Genomic DNA, 20,745 nt, shown 5'->3' on the forward strand with positions numbered 1-20,745 from the left:
TGGCCGGTGCCAGCACCTCGTGTTCGCTGTTCTTCGCATTCAGGTCCGTCGCCCCGCCGTTCCACGCGGTGTCGATCCGGACGACCACCTCCGTCGGCCGCCCCAGAAGCTGGAGTTCGAGCGCGAGCTGCCGCTGCTGCGAACCGTCCCCGCGCAGCGGGCCCGTCCGGCACAGCACGGTCTGCCGGTCGGCCTGAAGGCATTGCGCGGGAAGCTCCTGCCGGCCGGAGAGCGGTACGGACAGCCGCAGCCGGACGGTCGTCCCCGCGAGGTCCGAGGGCCCGCTGTTCTGGCTGACCAGCCAGACGCCGAGGCCGGTGCCCCACAGCGAGACATGACCGTGGTGCGACACATCCGCCTCCGGCTCAACGCCCCGCACCACCGGCGAAACCACCCGCGAAACCACCGGCGAGACCGGCCGCGAAACCACCGGCGCGCCGACGGCCGCGACCGTCCCGCCCGCACCCAGCGCCAGGGTCGACGCCATCGCCGCCGCAGCGGACACCCTCAGCAGAGCCTTACGCGTCACTACCATGTCCCGAAGATACAGATCTGCACGAATTATTCACATTTTCCGACTGGTTCGGCGCGCCTTCGTGGCGCCTCGCCGCGCATGACACGCTGATCACATGTCCGTGGTCCGCTCCATCGCCCTGTTCGTCGTCGCCGCACTCTTCGAGATCGGCGGCGCCTGGCTCGTCTGGCAGGGTGTCCGGGAACACCGCGGCTGGGCCTGGATCGGTGCGGGGGTCGTCGCGCTGGCCACGTACGGCTTCGTCGCCACGCTCCAGCCGGACGGCGAGTTCGGGCGGGTGCTCGCCGCGTACGGCGGGGTCTTCGTCGCGGGGTCGATCGTCTGGGGCATGGTCGCCGACGGCTACCGGCCCGACCGCTGGGACGTGACCGGCGCGCTGGTCTGCCTGGCCGGCATGGCCGTGATCATGTACGCCCCGCGCAACCACTGACCGCGCCCCTGCCTATCCTGGCCACGTATCGATCAGCTGTCCGAGGAGCCCGCCATGGCCGCATCCCCCATCGCCGTCATCACCGGAGCGAGCAGCGGCATCGGTGCCGCGACCGCCCGGCAACTGGCGGCCGCCGGTTACCGCGTCGTGGTCACCGCGCGCCGCAAGGACCGCATCGAGGCGCTCGCCGCCGAGATCACCGCGGCGGGCCACGAGGCCACGGCCTACGCCCTGGACGTCACCGACCGCGCCGCGGTCGACGAGTTCGCCACCGCGTTCCGCAGCCTCGCCGTCCTGGTCAACAACGCGGGCGGCGCGCTCGGGGCGGACCCCGTCGCCACCGGCGACCCGGCCGACTGGCGCCAGATGTACGAGACCAACGTCATCGGCACCCTCAACGTCACCCAAGCCCTGCTCCCGGCCCTCACCGCGAGCGGCGACGGCACGGTGGTCATCCTCTCCTCGACCGCGGGCTTCTCCGCCTACGAGGGCGGCGGCGGGTACGTGGCCGCCAAGCACGGCGAGCACGTCCTGGCCGAGACCCTCCGCCTGGAGATCGTCGGCACCCCGGTCCGCGTCATCGAGGTCGCCCCCGGCATGGTCAAGACCGAGGAGTTCGCCACCACGCGCTTCCGCGGCGACGCCGAGAAGGCCGCCAAGGTCTACGCCGGCGTCGACGCCCCCCTCAGCGCCGACGACGTGGCCGACACGATCACCTGGGCCGTCACCCGCCCCAGCCACGTCAACATCGACCTTCTGGTGGTCCGCCCCCGCGCCCAGGCCTCCAACTCCAAGGTCCACCGCACCGCCTGACGGCACGCGCCGAGGTGAGTCCACCCCCGTGGGTCTCACCCCGGCCCTGCCCGGCAGACCCCCGTACCCGCCCGACAGGCCCCCGTCCGTCCCCGCCCGACAGGCCCCGGACCCGCCCGACAGACCCCCGCCCGTCCCCGCCCGGCAGACCCCCGGCGCCGCTCAGCCCTTCACGCAGATGACCTGCTTCAGCTTCGCGACGACCTCCACCAGGTCCCGCTGCTGATCGATGACCTTCTCGATCGGCTTGTACGCACCCGGGATCTCGTCCACGACGCCGGAGTCCTTGCGGCACTCCACACCCCGCGTCTGCTCCTCCAGGTCCTTCGTGGAGAAGCGCCGCCTGGCGGCGTTCCGGCTCATCTTCCGGCCCGCGCCGTGCGAGGCCGAGTTGAAGGACTTCTCGTTGCCGAGGCCCTTCACGATGTACGAGCCGGTGCCCATCGAGCCCGGAATGATCCCGAAGTCACCGGAGCCGGCCCGGATGGCACCCTTACGGGTGACCAGCAGGTCCATGCCGTCGTACCGCTCCTCCGCCACGTAGTTGTGGTGACAGGAGATGACCGGTTCGAAGGTCACCTTGGCCTTCTTGAACTCCTTGCGGACCACGTCCTGGAAGAGCGCCATCATGATCGCGCGATTGTGCTTCGCGTACTCCTGCGCCCAGAACAGGTCGTTGCGGTAGGCCGCCATCTGCGGGGTGTCCGCGATGAAGACCGCGAGGTCGCGGTCGATCAGGTCCTGGTTGTGCGGCAGCTTCTGGGCTTCTGTGATGTGGAAGGCGGCCAGTTCGTTGCCGACGTTCCGGGAGCCGGAGTGCAGCATCAGCCAGACCGAACCCGACTCATCGAGGCAGAACTCGACGAAGTGGTTTCCCGCTCCGAGCGTTCCCATCTGCTTCGTGGCCCGTTCCTGACGGAACTTGACCGCATCGGCCACCCCGTCGAACCGCTGCCAGAAGTCGTCCCAGTCGGTCGCCGCAAGCCCGTGCAGCCTGCTCGGGTCCACCGGCTCGTCGTGCATCCCGCGGCCCACCGGAATGGCCTGCTCGATCTTCGACCGGAGCCTTGTCAGGTCCCCGGGCAGGTCGTTGGCGGTCAGCGAGGTCTTCACCGCGGACATGCCGCAGCCGATGTCCACGCCCACCGCCGCCGGGCAGACCGCACCGTGCATCGCGATGACCGAGCCGACCGTGGCGCCCTTGCCGAAGTGGACGTCCGGCATGACGGCCAGGCCCTTGATCCAGGGCAGCGTGGCGACGTTGCGCAACTGCTGCATCGCGACGTCCTCGACCTTGGCCGGGTCGGTCCACATGCGGATGGGAACCTTCGCGCCCGGCACCTCTACGTACGACATAATTCCTCGATTCCCCCGAAAAGCCTGAAAGCGCAAAACCGGTGCCAAGGTCGGCAAAAGTATCGGCCGACCGGCATTCACAGCGGCGCGTGCGATACACATTGTGTCCACCGGCCGCCGACGAGCGGCAACCGTTTTTCGCACGAAGGGAGCCCAGGACCGTGCGACGAATGGCGTACGCATCCGGCGCCGTGCTCATTGCAGCGCTCGCGGCCGGCTGCAGCAGCGGCACCGGAACCGGTGATTCCGCCACCGACAGCAAGCCCGGGGCCCTGACCACCTCCACCGCGCCCCCGGGCAAGTACCGCACCCTCCCCGAGGCCTGCCGCGCCATCGCGCCCGCCACACTGAAGGACCTGCTGCCCGGCGCCTCCGAGCTGCCCGAGGCCCAGCAGGAGAAGGTGCTCGACGGCTCGCCCGCCGTCACGTACGACACCGACCGCCGGGCCGGCTGCCGCTGGAAGACCGAGGCGCCCGACGGTCCCCGCAGCCTCTCCGTCGACTTCGAGCGGGTCGTCTCGTACGACCCGGCCGTGAGCGACGACGACCGCGCCCGCGAGGTGTACGCGAAGAAGGAGGCCGCCGCCGACCTGCCCTCGGCCTCCGCCCCGTCCGACAGTGCGGGGAACGGCACGCCGGACTCCCCGTCCGGGACCGCCGGCGGCAAGCCGGGCACGGAGGCGGACAAGAGCGCGGACACGGACGGAAAGACCGGCGGGAACACCGGCGACACCACGGACGGCAGCACAGACGGCAGCCTCCAGCCCCGCGTCCTCGACTCGCTCGGCGACAGCGCGTTTCTGGACGTTCTGCTCACTCGGGCAGGTTCCACCGCACAGCACCGCACGGTGAGCGTGGTATTCCGCACATCGAACGTCATCGTGACCATCCAGTACACCGCGCAGCCGGCCCTCTCCACCGAGGCGCCCGACAGCAAGGAACTGCAGGAGAAGGCCCAGGCACTGGGCCGGAAACTGGTCGACAGGTTCAGCGAGTAACCCCGCCCCCGGCCGGTCCGGCCCGGCCGCCGGCCGCCCCGCGAACCGTCCGGCCGAGGCGGCGTCCGGCTGCCGTCCGTCGTACCGTGGCCCTCCGGAACCACCGCCCGCCGACCGCCCGCACCACATCGGCGTCCCCTGCCCACCGACCGTCCGGCCGCCCGAACGCCGCGCCACCCGAGTGAAGGAACCATGCACCGATCAGCCCCGCGACTCACCCGCATACTCGCCTGCGCCGCCGTTCCGGTGATGCTCGTCGTCGCCGGCTGCTCGTCGGACTCCGACGGCGAGAAGGACAAGGCCTCGTCCTCGTCCCCCGCGCCGGATGCGACGAAGTCGGAAGCCACGGTCGCTGCGGCGAAGTTCGCCGAGCTGCCCGACCCGTGCAAGTCGATCACCGCGAAGACGGTCAAGTCCCTGGTCCCCGCGGCCAATAACAAAAAGGGCACACCGGGCAAGTCCAGCGACACCGCCGCCCGCGGCAGCTGCTCCTGGAACGGTCTGGACGACAACGGCGTCAAGGGCTCCCAGTACCGCTGGCTCGACGTCGGCTTCACCCGCTTCGCCTCGGACCAGGCCCTGGGCAGCGGCGCCGACCGCGCCGGGGAAGACCTCACGAAGCAGATCACCAAGGCCAAGGCGGCCGAGGGCGCGAAGAAGCTCGTCACGACTCCCGTCAGCGGGATCGGCGACCAGGCCACGCTGATCACGTACGACCTCGCCAAGACGGGCGAGGACTTCAAGTACGCGACGATCGTCGCCCGTACGGGGAACGTCGTCGTCACCCTCACCTACAACGGCGCGGGTTACGCGGGATCGAAGTCCCCGGCAGCCGAAAAGATCACCACGGGCGCCAAGATGGGCATCAAGAACGCGGTCGCCGCGGTCGCCACCGCCAACGAGAGCCACAAGGCGAGCACCTCGCCCAAGCCGTCCACCAAGTCCTCGGGCAAGGCGACCGACAAGACGACCGACAAGGCCACCGACAAGACTGCGGACAAGGCGACCGACAAGGCTGCGGACTAGACCCAACGCCCCAGCACAGAAGCTGATTCACGAAGCCCGGTCCTCCTGCGAGAACCGGGCTTCGCCCCTCCCCGCGCAACGTCTCTCGCACGCGTGTGCCAGGCTGTGCCCGCCAGAACTCGAAATCGTCTCTTCAAACCGGACGTCGGAGACGAAGAAACGGGAAGGGGATCGCGGGTGGCCGCGATGCAGCTCACACGCACGCACCGCATACTCATCGGGCTCGTGGTCGCCGGTGCGGTGCTCATCGCAGCGATCGGCTTCGCGGGCTCGTACTCGGCCGTGCGCGAACTCGCCCTGGAGAAGGGCTTCGGGAACTTCTCGCTGGTCTTCCCGATCGGCATCGATGCCGGCATCTGCGTCCTGCTCTCGCTGGACCTGCTGCTGACCTGGCTGCGCATCCCGTTCCCGCTGCTGCGCCAGACGGCCTGGATGCTGACGATCGCGACGATCGCGTTCAACGGCGCGGCCGCGTGGCCGGACCCGCTCGGCGTCGGCATGCACGCCGTGATCCCGGTGCTGTTCGTGGTCTCCGTCGAGGCCGCCCGGCACGCCGTGGGCCGGATCGCCGACATCACGGCCGACAAGCACATGGAGGGTGTCCGCCTCACCCGCTGGCTGCTCTCCCCCATTCCGACGTTCCGGCTGTGGCGGCGGATGAAGCTGTGGGAGCTGCGGTCGTACGAGCAGGTCATCAAGCTCGAACAGGACCGGCTGATCTACCAGGCCCGCCTCCAGGCCCGCTTCGGCCGCAGCTGGCGCCGCAAGGCCCCCGTCGAGTCCCTGATGCCGCTCCGCCTCGCGAAGTACGGCATCCCGCTGGCCGAGACCGGCCCGGCCGGACTCGCCGCCGCAGGCATCGAACCGGCCCTGCTGCCCCCGCCCCCCGCCGCCGCGGGAGCTGTCGCCGCCGTCGAGACGGCCCAGTTCCAGCAGCCGGAACTCGTCGGCGCCCCGCAGCAGGAGCAGTACGCCGAGCCGGACCAGCAGCCGCAGAACCAGCAACAGATCCAGCAGCAGAGCCGGCAACGGAACCAGCAGCAGGACCAGCAACAGGACCAGCAACAGCCCCAGCAGCAGAGCGCCTTCCAGCCGCACTCCCGAGCCCAGGCCCAGGCCCAGCCCCAGGCCCCCGACCCCGCCTCCTACGAGAGCCCGTGGTTCGCGGCACAGGCGCCGGACGGCGCGTACGAGGGCTCGTACAACCCGACGTACGTCGACGCCCAGGAACCCGGCCCGGTCATGATCCCGACCGGCCCCGGCCGCACCCGCCCGCTGGGCAACGTGGGCACGATCGGCGCCATGCCGGCCCCGCGCGGCGAGCAGCAGCTGCCGGTCCCCGAAGCGCACGAAGCCCCGGTGTCCGACGAGGTCAACGCTTCCGACAACGCGCCCGAGGAGCCGAAGCCCGTCGCCGAGGCGGCCGAGGAATGGGCCGAGGAGTGGGCGCAGGAGGACGCGGAGTTCAGCGAGATCGCCTACGAGGTCTTCGCCGCGTTCGTGACCCAGCACAGCACGTACCCGAGCATCGAGGTTCTCGACATACACCTGTCGGACGGCCACAACGTGCGGCACCCGCGCAGCGCGGCCCTGCTCCGCCAGCTGATCCAGGGCTTCAAGAACCGCTACCACGCCGAACTCGAAGCGGACCACATCGCGTAAGCAACACCAGCCCCACCAGCCCCGCCCCACCCCAGCAACAGCAACAGCAACAGCAACGCCGAAGGGCCGCCACCCGCAGAACAGCAGGGGTGGCGGCCCTTCGGCGTCCGTCGTTACGCGCCGAGCAGCCTGCGCACCCGGTCCGCCCCGACCGCGAGCAGCAGCGTGGGCAGTCGCGGCCCGGTGTCCCGGCTGACGAGCAGCCGGTACAGCAGCGCGAAGAACGACCGCTGCGCGGTCTTCAGCTCGGGCGTCGGCTTGGCGTCAGCCTCCAGCCCGGCCAGCGTCTTCGGCACGCCGTAGACGAGCGTGGTCAGCCCGTCCAGCGACCAGTGCGAGTCGAGACCCTCCAGCAGCAGCCGCAGCGATGCGCGGCCCTCGTCGTCGAGCGAGCCGAGGAGTTCCTTGTCCGGCTCGTCGCGGACGATGGTGCGGGCCTCGGCCGGGACCTGGGTGGTGATCCAGTTCTCGGCCCGGTCCAGCCGGGGCCTGGCCTCGTCCAGCGAGGTCAGCGGGTTCTCCGGGTCCAGCTCGCTGAGGATGCGCAGCGTCTGGTCCTCCGCCCCGGCGGTGATGTCCGCGACCGAGGCGAGGGTGCGGTACGGCAGCGGGCGCGGGGTGCGCGGCAGCTCACCGGCGGCCGTCCCGATCGCGCGGGCGTACGCGGCGGCGTCGGCCGGCAGCACGGAGCCGTCGGCGACCTTGCGCCCCAGCGAGTCCCACTCGTCGTAGAGCCGCTGGATCTCCTGGTCGAAGGCGATCTTGAAGGACTGGTTGGGCCTGCGGCGCGCGTACAGCCAGCGCAGCAGCGGGGCCTCCATGATCTTCAGCGCGTCGGCCGGGGTCGGCACGCCGCCCTTGGAGGAGGACATCTTCGCCATGCCGGAGATGCCGACGAAGGCGTACATCGGTCCGATCGGCTGCACGCCGTCGAAGATCTCGCGGACGATCTGGCCGCCGACGACGAACGAGGAACCGGGCGAGGAGTGGTCAACGCCGCTCGGCTCGAAGATCACGCCCTCGTACGCCCAGCGCATCGGCCAGTCGACCTTCCAGACCAGCTTGCCGCGGTTGAACTCCTTCAGCCGAACCGTTTCGGCGAAGCCGCAGGCCGAGCAGGTGTAGTTCAGCTCGGTGCTGTCGTCGTCGTACGACGTGACCGTGGTGAGGTCCTTCTCGCAGTTGCCGCAGTAGGGCTTGTACGGGAAGTAGCCGGCCGAGCCGCCGCTGCCGTCGTCCTCGCTCGCGGCGCCGGAGCCCGCCTCGGCCTCCAGCTCGGCCTCGTCGGCCTTCTTCTGCTGCGGCTTCTTGCCCTTGGCTCCGGCCGCCCCGTCCTTCTTGGTCCGGTAGCGGTCCAGGACGGCGTCGATGTCGGCGCGGTGCCGCATCGCGTGCAGGATCTGCTCGCGGTACGTACCCGCGAGGTACTGCTCCGTCTGGCTGATCCCGTCGTACTCGACGCCCAGCTCGTCCAGCGACGCCAGCATGGCTGCCTTGAAGTGCTCGGCCCAGTTCGGATACGCGGAGCCGGCCGGGGCGGGCACCGAGGTCAGCGGCTTGCCGATGTGCTCGGCCCAGGTCTCGTCGACGCCCGGGACACCGTTCGGCACCTTGCGGTAGCGGTCGTAGTCGTCCCAGGAGATCAGGTGCCGGACGGTGTGCCCGCGACGGCGGACCTCGTCGGCGACCAGGTGCGGGGTCATGACCTCGCGGAGGTTGCCCAGGTGGATCGGGCCGGACGGGGAGAGGCCGGAGGCGACGACGACCGGTTTGCCAGGCGCACGACGCTCCGATTCGGCGATGACCTCGTCCGCGAAGCGGGAGACCCAGTCGGTCTCGGTGCTGCTCTGACTCTGAGCCACGGTCGGCACGTCCTTCTCTCTTGTAGGACTCATAGGGGCGAGTCTCATTCTCCCAGGTACCGCCCACAGCGCGAAAACGGCTTTGCACACCGTGGGATACTTGGCGTCATCCCTTGTACTCCTACGGAAACGGCAGCCAGCTGATGGCCTCGGTCAATTCCCTCGCTTCCACGCTCCAGCAGCAGCTGGCGGACGCCCTGACGGCAGCCCTGCCGGATGCCGGCACCGCGGACCCGCTGCTGCGCCGAAGCGACCGGGCCGACTTCCAGGCCAACGGAATCCTGGCCCTCGCCAAGAAGCTCAAGGGCAACCCGCGCGAGCTGGCCGCCCAGGTCACGGCCGCCCTCCCGGCGAGCGATCTGATCAAGGACATCGAGGTCTCCGGCCCCGGCTTCCTGAACATCACGCTCTCGGACAAGTCGATCACCGAGACGCTCGCGGCCCGTGCCGCGGACGGCGAGGGCCGGCTCGGCGTGCCGTTCAACAGCGCCGCGGGCACCACCGTCATCGACTACGCCCAGCCGAACGTGGCCAAGGAGATGCACGTCGGTCACCTGCGGTCCGCCGTGATCGGTGACGCGATGGTGCAGATCCTGGAGTTCACCGGCGAGTCCGTGGTCCGGCGCCACCACATCGGGGACTGGGGCACCCAGTTCGGCATGCTCATCCAGTACCTGATCGAGCACCCCGACGAGCTGGACCACGAGGGCGACAAGGTCGACGGCGAGGCCGCCATGTCCTCGCTCAACCGGCTCTACAAGGCCTCGCGGGCGCTCTTCGACTCCGACGAGGAGTTCAAGGCCCGCTCGCGGGACCGGGTGGTCGCCCTCCAGGCCGGCGAGGCGGAGACGCTCGCCATGTGGCAGCGGTTCGTCGACGAGTCGAAGATCTACTTCTACTCGGTCTTCGACAAGCTCGACATGGAGATCAGCGACCCCGACATCGTCGGCGAGTCCGGCTACAACGACATGCTGGAGGAGACCTGCCGGATCCTGGAGGAGACGGGCGTCGCCGTCCGCTCCGAGGGTGCGCTCTGCGTCTTCTTCGACGACGTGCTGGGCCCGGACGGCAACAAGGTCCCGCTCATCGTCAAGAAGACGAACGGCGGCTACGGCTACGCGGCGACCGACCTCTCCGCGATCCGCGACCGGGTGCGGAACCTCAAGGCGGACACTCTGCTGTACGTGGTGGACGTCCGGCAGTCCCTGCACTTCAAGATGGTCTTCGAGACGGCCCGGCGGGCCGGCTGGCTGAGCGACGACGTCAAGGCGCACCAGCTGGCTTTCGGCACCGTCCTCGGCAAGGACGGCAAGCCGTTCAAGACCCGTGAGGGTGTCACGGTCAAGCTTGAGGACCTGCTGGACGAGGCGGTCGAGCGGGCGACGGCCGTGGTCCGGGAGAAGGCCGAGAAGATCGGCCTGACCGAGGAGGAGATCGTCGAGAACGGCCGGTACGTCGGCATCGGCGCCGTGAAGTACGCGGACCTGTCGACCTCCGCCGTGCGGGACTACAAGTTCGACCTGGACCAGATGGTGTCGCTGCACGGCGACACGTCCGTCTACCTCCAGTACGCGTACGCGCGTATCCGGTCGATCCTGCGCAAGGCCGGCGACGCGAAGCCGGTCGCGCACCCGGAGCTGGAACTGGCCCCGGCCGAGCGGGCGCTGGGTCTGCACCTGGACCAGTTCGGCGAGGTGCTGTCCGAGGTCGCGGCGGGCTACGAGCCGCACAAGCTGGCCGGGTACCTCTACCAGCTGGCCTCGCACTACACGACGTTCTACGACCAGTGCCACGTCCTCAGCGACGACAACCCGGCCGAGGTCGTGGAGAACCGGCTGTTCCTCTGCGACATCACCGCCCGCACGCTCCACCAGGGCATGAAGCTCCTCGGCATCCGGACGCCCGAGCGGCTCTGAGCACCACACGTTCCTGATCTGCTGCGGGGCCACGAAGGGCCGCTGGCACGCTCCTGACCCGGAGCGCTGTCAGCGGCCCTTCGCGCGCGTCGGGCCGGAGCACGTGGCCCACGCGGGTGGTGCCTCAGGGGGTGAGGCTCCCTGAGGGGCTCAGGAGGCCGTGGCCCCTACGGCTGTGACATCCGCGCCGATGTCGCACCAGGTGGTGGAGGTTCCACCGGACACCGCGCGGTTGCCGAAGTGCCGGTAGGTCCCGTAGCCGGGCTTGTTGCAGTCGATGAACTCGGTGAACGCTCCGCCCGTACAGCTGATGGAGGCGCCGTGGTGTCCGGCGCTCCCGACCAGGAGCTTGGGAGTGCTGCAGGAAAGCCCTGCCGCGGATGCCGCGGCCGGCGAGGCCACTCCCAGCAGTCCCGCGCCGGCCAGCGCGAAGGATGCGGCGACAGCCGCGACACGGTGATGACTACGCACGTTCGTCTCCTCTGAGGGTCGGACAGAAGCGATCGGTCGGATCCAGCCTGATCGAGCCCGGACTGATCCACTAGACCGCCCGGACCGACTGGCCGAAAGCGTCATACCGCCCCAGGAGGGATGAAACGAGCGCCGGCAAGGACGCGCGGGGGTCGAAGCGGGCGACACGCGCGACATGAGGGACGGAGAGTCAGCCGAAAATCGACTACGCACAGTCATTCGACGAACGCGGTACGTATGCACCGCTGCCGGCTCCCCCGCCGAGCCGGGAGCCCTGTCTGCCCGGCTCCCCCACGCCTGGCCGGGAACTACTCGGGCCGGCCCAGCGCCCACCCGGAGACGTCGGACAGCCGCCCGCGCCACAGCGGCAGCCGCAGGGGAGCCGCACCGCCGAACACGAGTGTGGCGTCGCGCAGGTGGATCCAGCGGGGCAGCTGCTGCGCGTCCTCGCCGTCGCGGAGTTCCTTGATGCTCTGATCCACCGTCTCGGGGAACTCGGCGATGAGGTTGGCGCCCTCGCCCTCCACCTGGCGCAGGCTCCTGGACCACTCCGCCTTCCAGGCCTCGTGCCCGATCACGTCACCGTGCAGCACACCGGCCGGGATGGTCAGCGTGAGCGGCAGCCCGGAGCGCATCTCCCGGTCGAGGAGCTGGATGAGCAGCTGGAGCTGGAGATCGGGCACCGGCTCGGTGATCACCGCGTTCGAGTCCGGTGCGAGGTCGACGGACTCGTTCATGGGCTGTTCCCTTCGCCGCGGCGGTCGTCCCGGAACCGATTCCGGCGAGCCGCACTGTCTGGTCCCGCTCACCTTCCCGCAGGAACCCGACGCACGCCTCAAGACGGGCGGGCACCCGTACGGGTCAATTTCGGATATCCGGCAATGGCTCGGGTACACGCAGCCAAGACCCGCCGCCGAGCCCTTCCCTCTGGGGTGAATCCACATGACAGACCCATGCGCCACACCCGATTTCACCGCCGCGGAAACGGTCTCGGAGGCCGCACCCCCACCGCTCCGGGCCTCGGAGGCCCGCGAGGCCGCCGCCGTCTTCGTCGCACAACTGAATCCGGCGCCGTCCGCCCGTGCGGTCCAGGATCTGGTGCTGCTCTCGTCGGAGCTGGTGACGAACGCGATCCGGTACGCCGGAGCCGTCACCGCCCTGTCGTTCGGGGCCGATCAAGGTGCGCTGCATGTACGGGTCGTCGACCCCAGCCCCACCCATCCGCAGTGCCGCGCCCCGGACCTGACCGGCCGGACGGGCGGCTTCGGCTGGCCGATGGTCCTCCGGCTGGCCAGCAGCGTCACCGTCCACCGTCACGGCAGCCGGGGCAAAACCATTCTCGCGACGCTGGCACGCTGACGGGTCCACCACACACCGCGTACGGCTCAGACAGCGCCCAGGAGTCCGAGCACCCTCCGGACCGCCTCGATCACCGGCTCCCCGACCGTCGACACGGTGGCCGCGATCCCGGCGACCGCCATCAGCGCGCGGTGCCGCTCCTCGGGTGCCGGCGGGGCGTCGGCCTCTCCGGTGAGGGCGGGCAGGTTGTCGTCCAGGACCCGGGCACTGGCCGGCGGGAGCTGTCCCCGCAACTCACCGACCAGCCGCAGCAGTTCCCGTACCGCCTCCCGCAGCTCCGGGGAGACGGGCTCGGGGGCGGGCTGCGCGAAGTGGTTGTTCTGGATGCCCGTGTTCCCCGTGCCGCCATACATGTTGACGTTGTCGCCGCTCATGAATTCGCAATCCCCACGTTCCCGGATCCGCCGTACATATTGACGTTGTCCCCGAAGTGGTAGATCTGGGGACTCGCGCTGATTCCCTCCACCCGCACGGTGAACTCCGCTTCCGGATGGTCGATCGCGTACGTGATGCGGCCGACGAGCTCCACCAGATGGTTCGGGTCGTGGCTGGTCACCATCGCCGTCGACAGCCCCGACGTCTCCACGGCGAGCACGAAGTGCGCGCGGGCCGACAGGACCTTCGTCATCTCCAGCAGGAAGTAGACCAGCGCGCCCGCCGTCCCGAGCCACACGAAGACGATGAACGGGCCACCGCTGCTCTCACCCCGGCTCAGGGTCGCCACCCCGTCCACCAGCAGGATGAGCACGGTCAGGCCCACCGCCATCGCGAGCGTCAACGCCACACGCTTGCAGAAGAGCGCTATGGCCTCCTTGCGACGCGGGCGCAGCACGAACGTGAACACGCGGGCGATGTTCTCCAGCGGATACGCGGCCGGCCCGACCCACAGCAGCCGCTTGCTGACCCTGAGGTCCACCGCGTGCCCGAGCGGCGGCATGGGCGCGCTCATGGGTCGCGGCGGTACGGCCGGTGGTTCCACTGTTCCCCCTCGAATGATCCGCTCGCCGCGAAGGGTCCATTAAGCGACGCACCGTTCGTCTACGCAAGTCGAATTCACCCAACGACTCGGCTCCTTCACGGAGTTGGCGAAATCTCACCACCTGGGACGCCCTGGAGGGCCCCGGCCGCCACCGCTCCCCGCCCCCCGCGGAACTGGCACCAGACGACCTTGCCGGGGCTGCGCTCCCCCACCCCCCACCCGTCGGAGTACGCCGCCACGATCAGCAGCCCCCGCCCCGACTCCCCGGCCGGCTCCCGCGCAGCGGGCGTCCCGTCCCCGCTGTCGTGCACCTCGACCCGCAGCAGCCGCCCCGCCTCACTGAGCATCAGCCGCACCCGGTACCCGCGCCCCGGCGGCACCCCGTGCACCAGGGCGTTGGTCGCCAGCTCGCTCACGCAGAGAAGTACGTCGTCGGCCCGCGCCCCGTACCCCCAGTCCTCGGCGGCGTCCCGTACGAACTCCCGTACGGACCGCACCGATCGGCGTTCGCGCCGGTAGAACCGCTCGCGCATCAGCACGAGTTGCATCGTCTCGTTCATGAGACGAGAGTCACACTGCGTGACTACGCTGATGCAGTGCGTGCATCCGTACAGATTTCCTGTACGGCCGGATCACGCGTGAAGTACGGACGAGAGTGGGGAGTGGGGACCGTATGCATCCCAGGAATCGGCAGCGCAAGAACGCGTCGGCAATGAAGCTCGTGGGCGCGCTGGTGGCCCGGTTCCGCATCGCCGCAGGACTGACCCAGCGCCAACTGGCCGAACAGGCCTGCGCCCAGCCGGAAACCATCGCCTCCATCGAACAGGGCCGCCGCACCCTGCTCCCTCCCCTGGCCCGCGTCCTGGACAGCCTCCTGGACACGAAGGGCACGCTGGAGACGGCGGTGGACAACATGCCGGAGGTAGACCTGATCCCGGCGTGGGCGGAGCAGTACATGGACCTGGAGCGGTCGGCGCTGGCGTTGTCCTTCTTCGCCAATCAGGTTCTGCCCGGCCTGTTGCAGACGGAGGCGTACGCGCGGGCCGTCTTCGGCAGCCGCGTTCCCGCGTTCAGCCCGGAGGAGATCGACACCCACGTCAGCAACCGGCTGGAGCGTCAGGAGATCATGCGGCGCACACTCCCGCCGACTACGAGCTTCATCATCTCCGAGGCGATCGTGCGGGCACCTTTGGGCAGCCCTGTCGTGCATGAGGAGACCCTCCGCCACCTGCGTGCATGTGCTGATCTCCCGGGGTTCGCGCTCCAGATCATGCCTTTGGACCGAGCCACGCACGCAGCCCTCGACGGCCCGTTCATCCTGCTGGAAACACCGGACTACCAGCGCATCGCCTACACCGAAACGCAGCGTGGCAGCCAGCTCATCTCCGACCCGGACGACATCAGCATCCTCGCGCAGAGATATGCGATGCTGCGGACGCAGGCCCTCAACGTCGAGGATTCGAAGGGTCTGTTGGACCGGCTGCTAGGAGAGCTATGAGCACCGCACACACTTGGTTCAAATCCAGCTACAGCGGCAGCGACGGTGGCGAGTGCCTCGAAGTCGCCTACGACTGGCGGAAGTCCAGCTACAGCGGCAGCGAAGGCGGCGAGTGCGTCGAGATCGCCGCCCACCCCCACGCCGTGCACGTCCGCGACTCCAAGAACCCCGAAGGCCCCGCACTCACCCTCGCCCCCACCACCTGGGCCACGTTCACCGGGCACGTAGGACGCTGACGGGACGCCTGTCAATGGGTTCAAGGGGACTGCTGGACCGGCTGCTAGGAGAGCTATGAGCACCGCACACACTTGGTTCAAATCCAGCTACAGCGGCAGCGAGGGCGGCGAATGCCTCGAAGTCGCTTACAACTGGCGAAAGTCCAGCTACAGCGGCAGCGAAGGCGGCGCTTGTCTCGAAGTCGCCTACGACTGGCGGAAGTCCAGCTACAGCAGCGAGCAGGGCGGCGCCTGCGTCGAGGTCGCCGCCCACCCCCGCGCCGTACACGTCCGCGACTCCAAGAACCCCGAAGGCCCCGCGCTCACCCTCGCCCCCACCACCTGGGCCACGTTCACCGGGCACGTAGGACGCTGACGGGACGACTGTCAGTGGGGGCGCCTAGGGTTTTGGCATGGCGACGCTCCCGAATCCTCTCCGCTCCCCGGCCGACACCGGGCTGGAACTCCCGCCCGGCACACTCGTGGTCGACACGGTCGACGGCGCGTGGGACGAGCCACTGCTCTGGTACGGGGACGAGTCCGCGTCCCCCGGCTCGTGGGCCGCGCTGCGCGCGTTGGGGCGGCCGGTCGGGCTGCTTCCGGTACTGATCGACGGCGGGATGCGCACCCAGTGGCCCGAGCACTGGGACCTCACCCCGGCCGGGACGACGTACCCCGGGGACCATGACGCCGAAGACGTCATGAGCGAGGTGTGGGAGGCGTACGCCGACGACGAACTCGACCTCGACGACTCCGAGACCGGCTGGCCGGGCCTGGCCCCCGTGCCGGCTGAGGCGGGGCCGGACACCCCGGACGGTCTGGCGGCCGAGATCGCGGACCAGATGACCCAGATGGACTTCTCGCCGGCCGGAATGCGAGCCGGACTGGTGCCCGCGCGGCGCAGCGCGGACATACCGGCGGCGATCGGCTGGTCGGGACCGCTCAACCACGAGAACGACGTGGCTCGGCTCTGCGCGGTACTCCGTTCCTGGGAGGACCGGTTCGGGGCGCGTGTCGTGGTGCTCGGCTTCGACACGATGGTCGTCTCCGTGAGCCGCCCGCCGACCACGGCGGCGGAGGCCGAGGCGCTGGCCGCCGAGCACTTCGCGTTCTGCCCGGACAACATCCAGCAGTCGACGCTCAACACCCTCCAGACATACGCGGAGAAGGCGGTGCTGAACCAGGTGACGTGGGCGTTCTGGTGGGACTGAGCCGGACTGCAGGTGAGCGCACCAACTCACTTACCGGCCGCCAGGAGCCCGCGCAGTCCGGCGACATGGGCGCTGACGTCGCGTTCGACGGGCAGGGCGGCCTGGGTGTCGGTGGCGGTGGTTGCGGGCTGGCGGCAGGGTTGGCAGAGGCCATCGGGGAGTGCTTCGGGGCGGCCGGGGGTGCCGCATTCGGTGCATTCCATCATCACGCGCCGGGTGGGGGCACCGGCGGGCGGCGGTGTGGGGGTGGTGGGCAGTGCGGGCGGGATTTTGTCGTTGAGGCGGCGGCGGACGAAGCCGACGGGTGAGTCGACGCGGGCGGGCAGTCCGGCGGTGAGGGCGCTGGTGAGGTAGTCGGCGTCAACGCCGCGTGCGAACCACCGCTCGGCCAGGGTCTCCAGGACCGTGCAGTCGGCGGCGGAGAGCGCGAGGCGTGTGTCGACCCGCCCGAGCCCGGCCAGCGCGAGGTACGCGGGGGAGGGGGCAGGGCGCTCCGTCCGGGGTGCAGGCACCGCTTCCCGGACGGGCGCAGGTACCGGTTCCCGCACCGGTACGGGTGCCCGTTCCGGCATCGGTTCCCGTACGGGCTGAGGCGCAGGCTCGGGCACGAGGGCGGACACGAGCACGGGCACGGGCTCGGACACGGGAGCCAGATGGTTCGCCCACCATTCGCTGTCGTGGGCGGTCCGCGACCAGAAGGTCCGGAACACCCACCGCACCTCGTCACCGCCACCGACCGCGCACCGTACGCGCCGCAGGTGCCCGGCCACCGACAGCGCGGTCAGCGCGGAGCTGACGGCCTGCTGCCCGTACAACGGGAGCTGCTTGGCGAGGCACTTCACGCTCATCGTGGCACCCTCGGGCAGCTGCTCGATGAACCCGGCCACATACCGCTCCCGCAAGGGCAGCAGCGCGAAGTCATCAGCACGGGGCGGGAGTTGATCCGGAACAGTTCGCTTGCCGTAACCCGGATGGGCCATCGGGTACGGGGCCGACACTGCGGTCGCAGGCAGGGCGGGACTAAAGTTCTGAACAGCCACGAGATCGGTCCTCTTACTTCGATCTTGGAGGTCAGACCCCGGCTCGGTGCTGAATACACCGCGTCGGGGTCGTTTAGTTCTCGCACCGTAGACACTCGCGACGCAGCGTCGCAAGCTGTCACCATTAGTCATACTTGCTGGCCGTGACGGGTCAGGGAGGTCGGGAAGGTTTTCCCAACCACCCTTCTTTCCCTACCGGTTAAAAGAAGGCGCTCGAACCTCGGAGCTCGTGGCTCGGAGCTCGCGGCTCGGGTCTCAAGCCCCGGGCGGAGCCCGACCCACCGTCCCCCGAACGAGTGACTGGACCCTCTCGAAGCCCGAGCCCCGAGCGTCGAGCTCCGAGCATCGAGCATCGAGCCCCGAGCGTCCAGCGCCCAGCGCCCAGCGCCCAGCGCCCAGCAGAATCACGCATTGGTCTTGACCAATTCTGGGATATGTGGGAATCATGACCGAAGTCGCCACAGAACCTTCATAAATGCCCGCAGGAGAACTACGCATCATGCGCATACCCACCTCTGCCGCTCTCGCGGCGATCGGCGGCGCCCTCGTACTCGGGCTCACCGTCGCTCCGGCCGCCCAGGCCACCCCCGCCCCGACGGACTGCACCACCGACGCCTTCGGCATCGCCGGTAAGTACGGCGAGTTCGTCCTCGGGGACGACGTCCACTCCCCCGACGCCGAAGGTGCGGTAGCCGTCGGCGGCAACGCCGACTTCCGGGGTGGATTCAGCGTCGCCAACGAACTGTCGGCCGCCGAGGTCGACGCCCTGCCCGGCCGGGCGTCGCTCGTCGTCCGCGGCAACCTGCTCAACGGTGGTTCGGCCACCGTCGTGATGAAGGGCAACGCGGTCGTCGGCGGCGCGGTCAAGGACCGCGCCGTCGAACTGCACCACGGCACCTTCAGCCAGAAGGCCGACCTCATCGACTTCGACGCGGAGTTCGCCAAGCTCGGGTCCTACTCCACCGCGCTGGCCGAGGAGCCCGCCACCTCCGGCACCCAGGTGCGGCTCGACGGGAACCGGCTGACGCTGGAGGGCCGCGACAGCGGCCGTAACGTCTTCTCCGTACAGGCGGACCAGCTGGAGAAGGCCAAGGAGGTCTTCATCAAGGTTCCGGCCGGGGCGACGACGATCGTCAACGTCAGCGGACAGGACTACGACATGGCGGCCGCCGGTACCACGGGCTTCTTCCTGTCGGGTGGTCAGGACTTCGTCCTGGACGACAAGCTGCAGAGCGCGTCCGAGGGCAAGGTGCGGGCCAAGCTGCTGTGGAACTTCCCCGACGCCACCAAGGTCACCAAGAACAGCCAGGCCGCCTGGCCCGGCAGCGTGCTCGCCCCCAAGGCCCACCTGGAACTGGGAACGGCGGCACCGGTCAACGGTTCGGTGTGGGTGGCCTCCCTGCACGGTTCCGGCGGCGCCGAGACGCACCACTTCCCCTTCACCGGCTGCCTCCCCGAGGTCCCCGGCGAGGAGACCCCGTCGCCCGGCACGACCCCGAGCAGCACCCCCGGAACAACGCCGCCGGCGACCGGAACCCCGTCTGCCTCGGTGCCTCCGTCCCCCGGCACCGCTCCGTCCGACAGCCCGTCCGAATCCCCGGCACCCGGCACCCCGTCCTCGTCCGACAGCCCCGCACCGGGCACCACCGGTGACAGCGACGGTGGCGGCGACCTGGCCTCGACCGGCAGCAGCGGCACGATCCCGATCGTCATCGGCGGCGCGGCTGTACTCGCCGCAGGCGCCGGCCTGGTCGTGGCGGCCCGCCGCCGCAAGCAGGCCTGAGGCACCCCGTACGACACGCGCCGGGCGCGGACTCACCGCGTCCGGCGCCTCGGTCGCTGATCCGGCCGTGTCCAGTCCGGTCCATCCCATCCGGGCGACCGGACGGACCGGACGGACCGGACGTCATCAGTTTCCCTGCCCCTCCAGCGATTCCGAGATGTCCTCCCACACGGCCGTGTCGGACCGGTATTCGTACACGGGCCGGTTCCTCATGCCGGCCGTGCGGAACGGCTTTCCGTTGTCATCGATGCGCAACGTCCCGCTCCGGCCCTTGCTGGACCAGTCCAGCTCCAGGTACCAGGTCACGTCATGGTCCTCGGTGTGCGCGTTGACGTGGAACACCTCCACATCGGTGGAGCTCACCCGGTACGGGAAGTTCTTCGCCGGTACGGCCTTGCCGCCGTCCTCACCGGCGACCGGCCGCGATACGGGCTGGCTGTCGTCCAGGTCGATATTGAACGACTGCGGCATGATGCCGCCCCCGCAGCCCTCCCCCATCGAGTACGCCGGCCAGTCGTTGGCCGCCGTCTGCTTCACCACCCGGACGTGGAGCGCCTTCAGGACGACCGCATCCCGCGAAGCTCCCTGCAAGGTGAGTTCGATCAGCATCTTTCCGCCGTCCACCCCGCCCAGCTGCGCCGACCAGTTGCGCCTGGCCCTGTCAGCGACGTCCGGCACCGGAGGCATGCCCCTGGGGTCCCGGTCGAGCAGGAAGTACTGCCCGCAGGGCCAGTCCCAGTTGTACGAACTGAGAGTGGAGGTCACCGGCACCCCCTGGGACCCGGCGCCTTTCTCTCCCTCCCCGCCCGCGCCCTGAGGGGCGGTGGGCTTCGTGGCCGTCGCGGAGGGTGACGCGGAACCGCTGGTCGCGGACGGCGAGGGCTTCGAAGGACTCGGCGACGGAGACGTGCTGCCGTTCCGGCCCGGGGTGGGCGGTGCGCTGCTGCGCGGCGTGTCCATACCCTCCTCGCGGGTGCGGTCGTCCGAGTAGTGGTTGATCGCCCACGCGGTGGGCACGGTGAGCGCCACGACCGCGACGGCCGCGAGCAGGACACGCAGCCGCTTGCCGGACAACCGACCCGGGGCCGGTTCGGCACCGGGGCGCCGCGCATCCGGCGTCACGTCGTCGGCCGCCGCTGGACCGGGGGCCCTCTCCGGCTCCGCTTCCGAGCCCGGTCCTGATTCCGTTTCTGATTCCGGTCCCGGTTCTGATCCCGGCCCCGGGGCCGGCTCCAGCCGGTTCACCGGCTCCGGCGGCGGCGAGGCCGCGAGCTCCGCCGTCGCCATCGACGGCTCGAACGCCCCAGCCGCCTCCGGCTTCCGGGCCCCTCGCCGCTTCGCCTCGTCGGCGAGGATCCACTGCCGGTGCAACGCCACCAGCTCGTCCGACGGCGCACGGCACGCGCGCGCGAAGCGCTCGACCGGCGCGTAGTCGTGTGGGACCGCCTCCCCGTTGCAGTACCGGTGAATCGTGGAGGTGCTCATGTGCAGCTTCTGGGCCAGCGCTCCGTAGCTCAGCCCCGAGCGCTCCTTCAGCCCCCTGAGCAATGCGGCGAAGTTCTGGATCTCCGTGCCCACTCTGACCGTTCCC

Annotated in this window: 22 protein-coding genes; 12 read left to right on the forward strand and 10 right to left on the reverse strand. The window is 69.8% G+C overall.

The features are described 5' to 3' along the window. Positions 1 to 535 (reverse strand): hypothetical protein (locus ACZ6S6_RS15105; RefSeq protein ID WP_469705906.1); only part of this gene is annotated, 535 nt, incomplete at its 3' end. Between the two features lie 94 nt (positions 536 to 629). On the opposite strand from ACZ6S6_RS15105, the gene ACZ6S6_RS15110 reads away from it, so the two are divergent. Next, entirely contained in the window at positions 630 to 965 is a 336-nt protein-coding gene (locus ACZ6S6_RS15110) for a YnfA family protein (RefSeq protein WP_124284276.1), read from the forward strand. Positions 966 to 1,019: 54 nt separating this feature from the next. Continuing rightward, positions 1,020 to 1,778, forward strand: coding sequence for an SDR family NAD(P)-dependent oxidoreductase (locus tag ACZ6S6_RS15115; RefSeq protein WP_362963425.1), 759 nt, complete (start codon positions 1,020 to 1,022; stop codon positions 1,776 to 1,778). Between the two features lie 162 nt (positions 1,779 to 1,940). Here the strand turns inward: ACZ6S6_RS15115 and ACZ6S6_RS15120 are convergent, their stop codons facing one another. Then, positions 1,941 to 3,134, reverse strand: coding sequence for an RtcB family protein (locus ACZ6S6_RS15120; RefSeq protein WP_362963427.1), 1,194 nt, complete (start codon positions 3,132 to 3,134; stop codon positions 1,941 to 1,943). Between the two features lie 170 nt (positions 3,135 to 3,304). Here ACZ6S6_RS15120 and ACZ6S6_RS15125 point away from each other — a divergent pair, with 170 nt between their 5' ends. The 3 genes from ACZ6S6_RS15125 to ACZ6S6_RS15135 all read left to right on the forward strand — a co-directional run bounded on the left by ACZ6S6_RS15125 (position 3,305) and on the right by ACZ6S6_RS15135 (position 6,820). Beyond that, positions 3,305 to 4,132 carry a DUF3558 domain-containing protein gene (locus ACZ6S6_RS15125; protein WP_469705907.1) on the forward strand — a complete coding sequence of 276 codons (828 nt, stop codon included), beginning with the start codon at positions 3,305 to 3,307 and terminating at the stop codon, positions 4,130 to 4,132. Between the two features lie 192 nt (positions 4,133 to 4,324). Then, positions 4,325 to 5,158: a DUF3558 family protein gene (locus tag ACZ6S6_RS15130; RefSeq protein ID WP_469705908.1), complete on the forward strand. Its 834-nt coding sequence runs from the start codon at positions 4,325 to 4,327 to the stop codon at positions 5,156 to 5,158. 186 nt (positions 5,159 to 5,344) lie between these two features. Next, positions 5,345 to 6,820 (forward strand): DUF2637 domain-containing protein, encoded by a 1,476-nt coding sequence (locus ACZ6S6_RS15135; RefSeq protein ID WP_469705909.1) that lies wholly within the window; start codon positions 5,345 to 5,347, stop codon positions 6,818 to 6,820. A 113-nt stretch (positions 6,821 to 6,933) separates the two neighbouring features. Here the strand turns inward: ACZ6S6_RS15135 and lysS are convergent, their stop codons facing one another. Then, positions 6,934 to 8,691: a lysine--tRNA ligase gene (gene lysS / locus ACZ6S6_RS15140; protein ID WP_469705946.1), complete on the reverse strand. Its 1,758-nt coding sequence runs from the start codon at positions 8,689 to 8,691 to the stop codon at positions 6,934 to 6,936. 134 nt (positions 8,692 to 8,825) lie between these two features. Here lysS and argS point away from each other — a divergent pair, with 134 nt between their 5' ends. Beyond that, positions 8,826 to 10,598, forward strand: a complete 1,773-nt coding sequence (gene argS / locus ACZ6S6_RS15145) for an arginine--tRNA ligase (RefSeq protein ID WP_362963503.1) — start codon at positions 8,826 to 8,828, stop codon at positions 10,596 to 10,598. 150 nt (positions 10,599 to 10,748) lie between these two features. On the opposite strand, the gene ACZ6S6_RS15150 is transcribed toward argS, so the two are convergent. Continuing rightward, a complete protein-coding gene (locus ACZ6S6_RS15150) occupies positions 10,749 to 11,069 on the reverse strand; it encodes a hypothetical protein (RefSeq protein WP_362963435.1) in 321 nt (106 codons plus the stop codon). Between the two features lie 308 nt (positions 11,070 to 11,377). Then, positions 11,378 to 11,806: a hypothetical protein gene (locus ACZ6S6_RS15155; RefSeq protein WP_469705910.1), complete on the reverse strand. Its 429-nt coding sequence runs from the start codon at positions 11,804 to 11,806 to the stop codon at positions 11,378 to 11,380. Between the two features lie 205 nt (positions 11,807 to 12,011). Between ACZ6S6_RS15155 and ACZ6S6_RS15160 the strand changes: the two genes are divergently transcribed. Then, a complete protein-coding gene (locus ACZ6S6_RS15160; protein WP_469705911.1) occupies positions 12,012 to 12,428 on the forward strand; it encodes an ATP-binding protein in 417 nt (138 codons plus the stop codon). Between the two features lie 26 nt (positions 12,429 to 12,454). On the opposite strand, the gene ACZ6S6_RS15165 is transcribed toward ACZ6S6_RS15160, so the two are convergent. The 3 genes from ACZ6S6_RS15165 to ACZ6S6_RS15175 form a co-directional block, all read right to left on the reverse strand. Beyond that, complete coding sequence (locus ACZ6S6_RS15165) at positions 12,455 to 12,802, reverse strand: DUF5955 family protein (protein WP_469705912.1); 348 nt, start codon at positions 12,800 to 12,802, stop codon at positions 12,455 to 12,457. Next, entirely contained in the window at positions 12,799 to 13,377 is a 579-nt protein-coding gene (locus tag ACZ6S6_RS15170) for a DUF6232 family protein (protein ID WP_362963443.1), read from the reverse strand. Before ACZ6S6_RS15170 ends, ACZ6S6_RS15165 begins: the two co-directional genes overlap by 4 nt. Positions 13,378 to 13,502: 125 nt before the next feature. Beyond that, the gene (locus ACZ6S6_RS15175) at positions 13,503 to 13,967 is read right to left on the reverse strand and encodes an ATP-binding protein (RefSeq protein ID WP_469705913.1); all 465 of its coding nucleotides are present in this window, start codon (positions 13,965 to 13,967) and stop codon (positions 13,503 to 13,505) included. 113 nt (positions 13,968 to 14,080) lie between these two features. Here ACZ6S6_RS15175 and ACZ6S6_RS15180 point away from each other — a divergent pair, with 113 nt between their 5' ends. The 4 genes from ACZ6S6_RS15180 to ACZ6S6_RS15195 are packed head-to-tail and all read left to right on the forward strand — an operon-like array spanning position 14,081 to position 16,331. After that, entirely contained in the window at positions 14,081 to 14,905 is an 825-nt protein-coding gene (locus ACZ6S6_RS15180) for a helix-turn-helix domain-containing protein (protein WP_469705914.1), read from the forward strand. Next, positions 14,902 to 15,141 carry a DUF397 domain-containing protein gene (locus ACZ6S6_RS15185; RefSeq protein WP_469705915.1) on the forward strand — a complete coding sequence of 80 codons (240 nt, stop codon included), beginning with the start codon at positions 14,902 to 14,904 and terminating at the stop codon, positions 15,139 to 15,141. Before ACZ6S6_RS15180 ends, ACZ6S6_RS15185 begins: the two co-directional genes overlap by 4 nt. A gap of 55 nt (positions 15,142 to 15,196) precedes the next feature. Then, on the forward strand, positions 15,197 to 15,496 hold the full coding sequence (locus ACZ6S6_RS15190; protein ID WP_469705916.1) for a DUF397 domain-containing protein: 300 nt from the start codon (positions 15,197 to 15,199) through the stop codon (positions 15,494 to 15,496). A 37-nt stretch (positions 15,497 to 15,533) separates the two neighbouring features. Then, complete coding sequence (locus tag ACZ6S6_RS15195; protein WP_469705917.1) at positions 15,534 to 16,331, forward strand: DUF4253 domain-containing protein; 798 nt, start codon at positions 15,534 to 15,536, stop codon at positions 16,329 to 16,331. A gap of 26 nt (positions 16,332 to 16,357) precedes the next feature. On the opposite strand, the gene ACZ6S6_RS15200 is transcribed toward ACZ6S6_RS15195, so the two are convergent. Next, entirely contained in the window at positions 16,358 to 17,371 is a 1,014-nt protein-coding gene (locus ACZ6S6_RS15200; RefSeq protein ID WP_469705918.1) for a MarR family transcriptional regulator, read from the reverse strand. A gap of 499 nt (positions 17,372 to 17,870) precedes the next feature. Here ACZ6S6_RS15200 and ACZ6S6_RS15205 point away from each other — a divergent pair, with 499 nt between their 5' ends. After that, a complete protein-coding gene (locus ACZ6S6_RS15205) occupies positions 17,871 to 19,154 on the forward strand; it encodes a choice-of-anchor A family protein (RefSeq protein WP_362963457.1) in 1,284 nt (427 codons plus the stop codon). Between the two features lie 126 nt (positions 19,155 to 19,280). Here ACZ6S6_RS15205 and ACZ6S6_RS15210 read toward each other — a convergent pair whose 3' ends face one another. Continuing rightward, on the reverse strand, positions 19,281 to 20,732 hold the full coding sequence (locus tag ACZ6S6_RS15210) for a helix-turn-helix domain-containing protein (RefSeq protein ID WP_469705919.1): 1,452 nt from the start codon (positions 20,730 to 20,732) through the stop codon (positions 19,281 to 19,283). Positions 20,733 to 20,745 lie beyond the last annotated feature (13 nt).

This window comes from Streptomyces sp. NPDC048671, assembly GCF_055587045.1.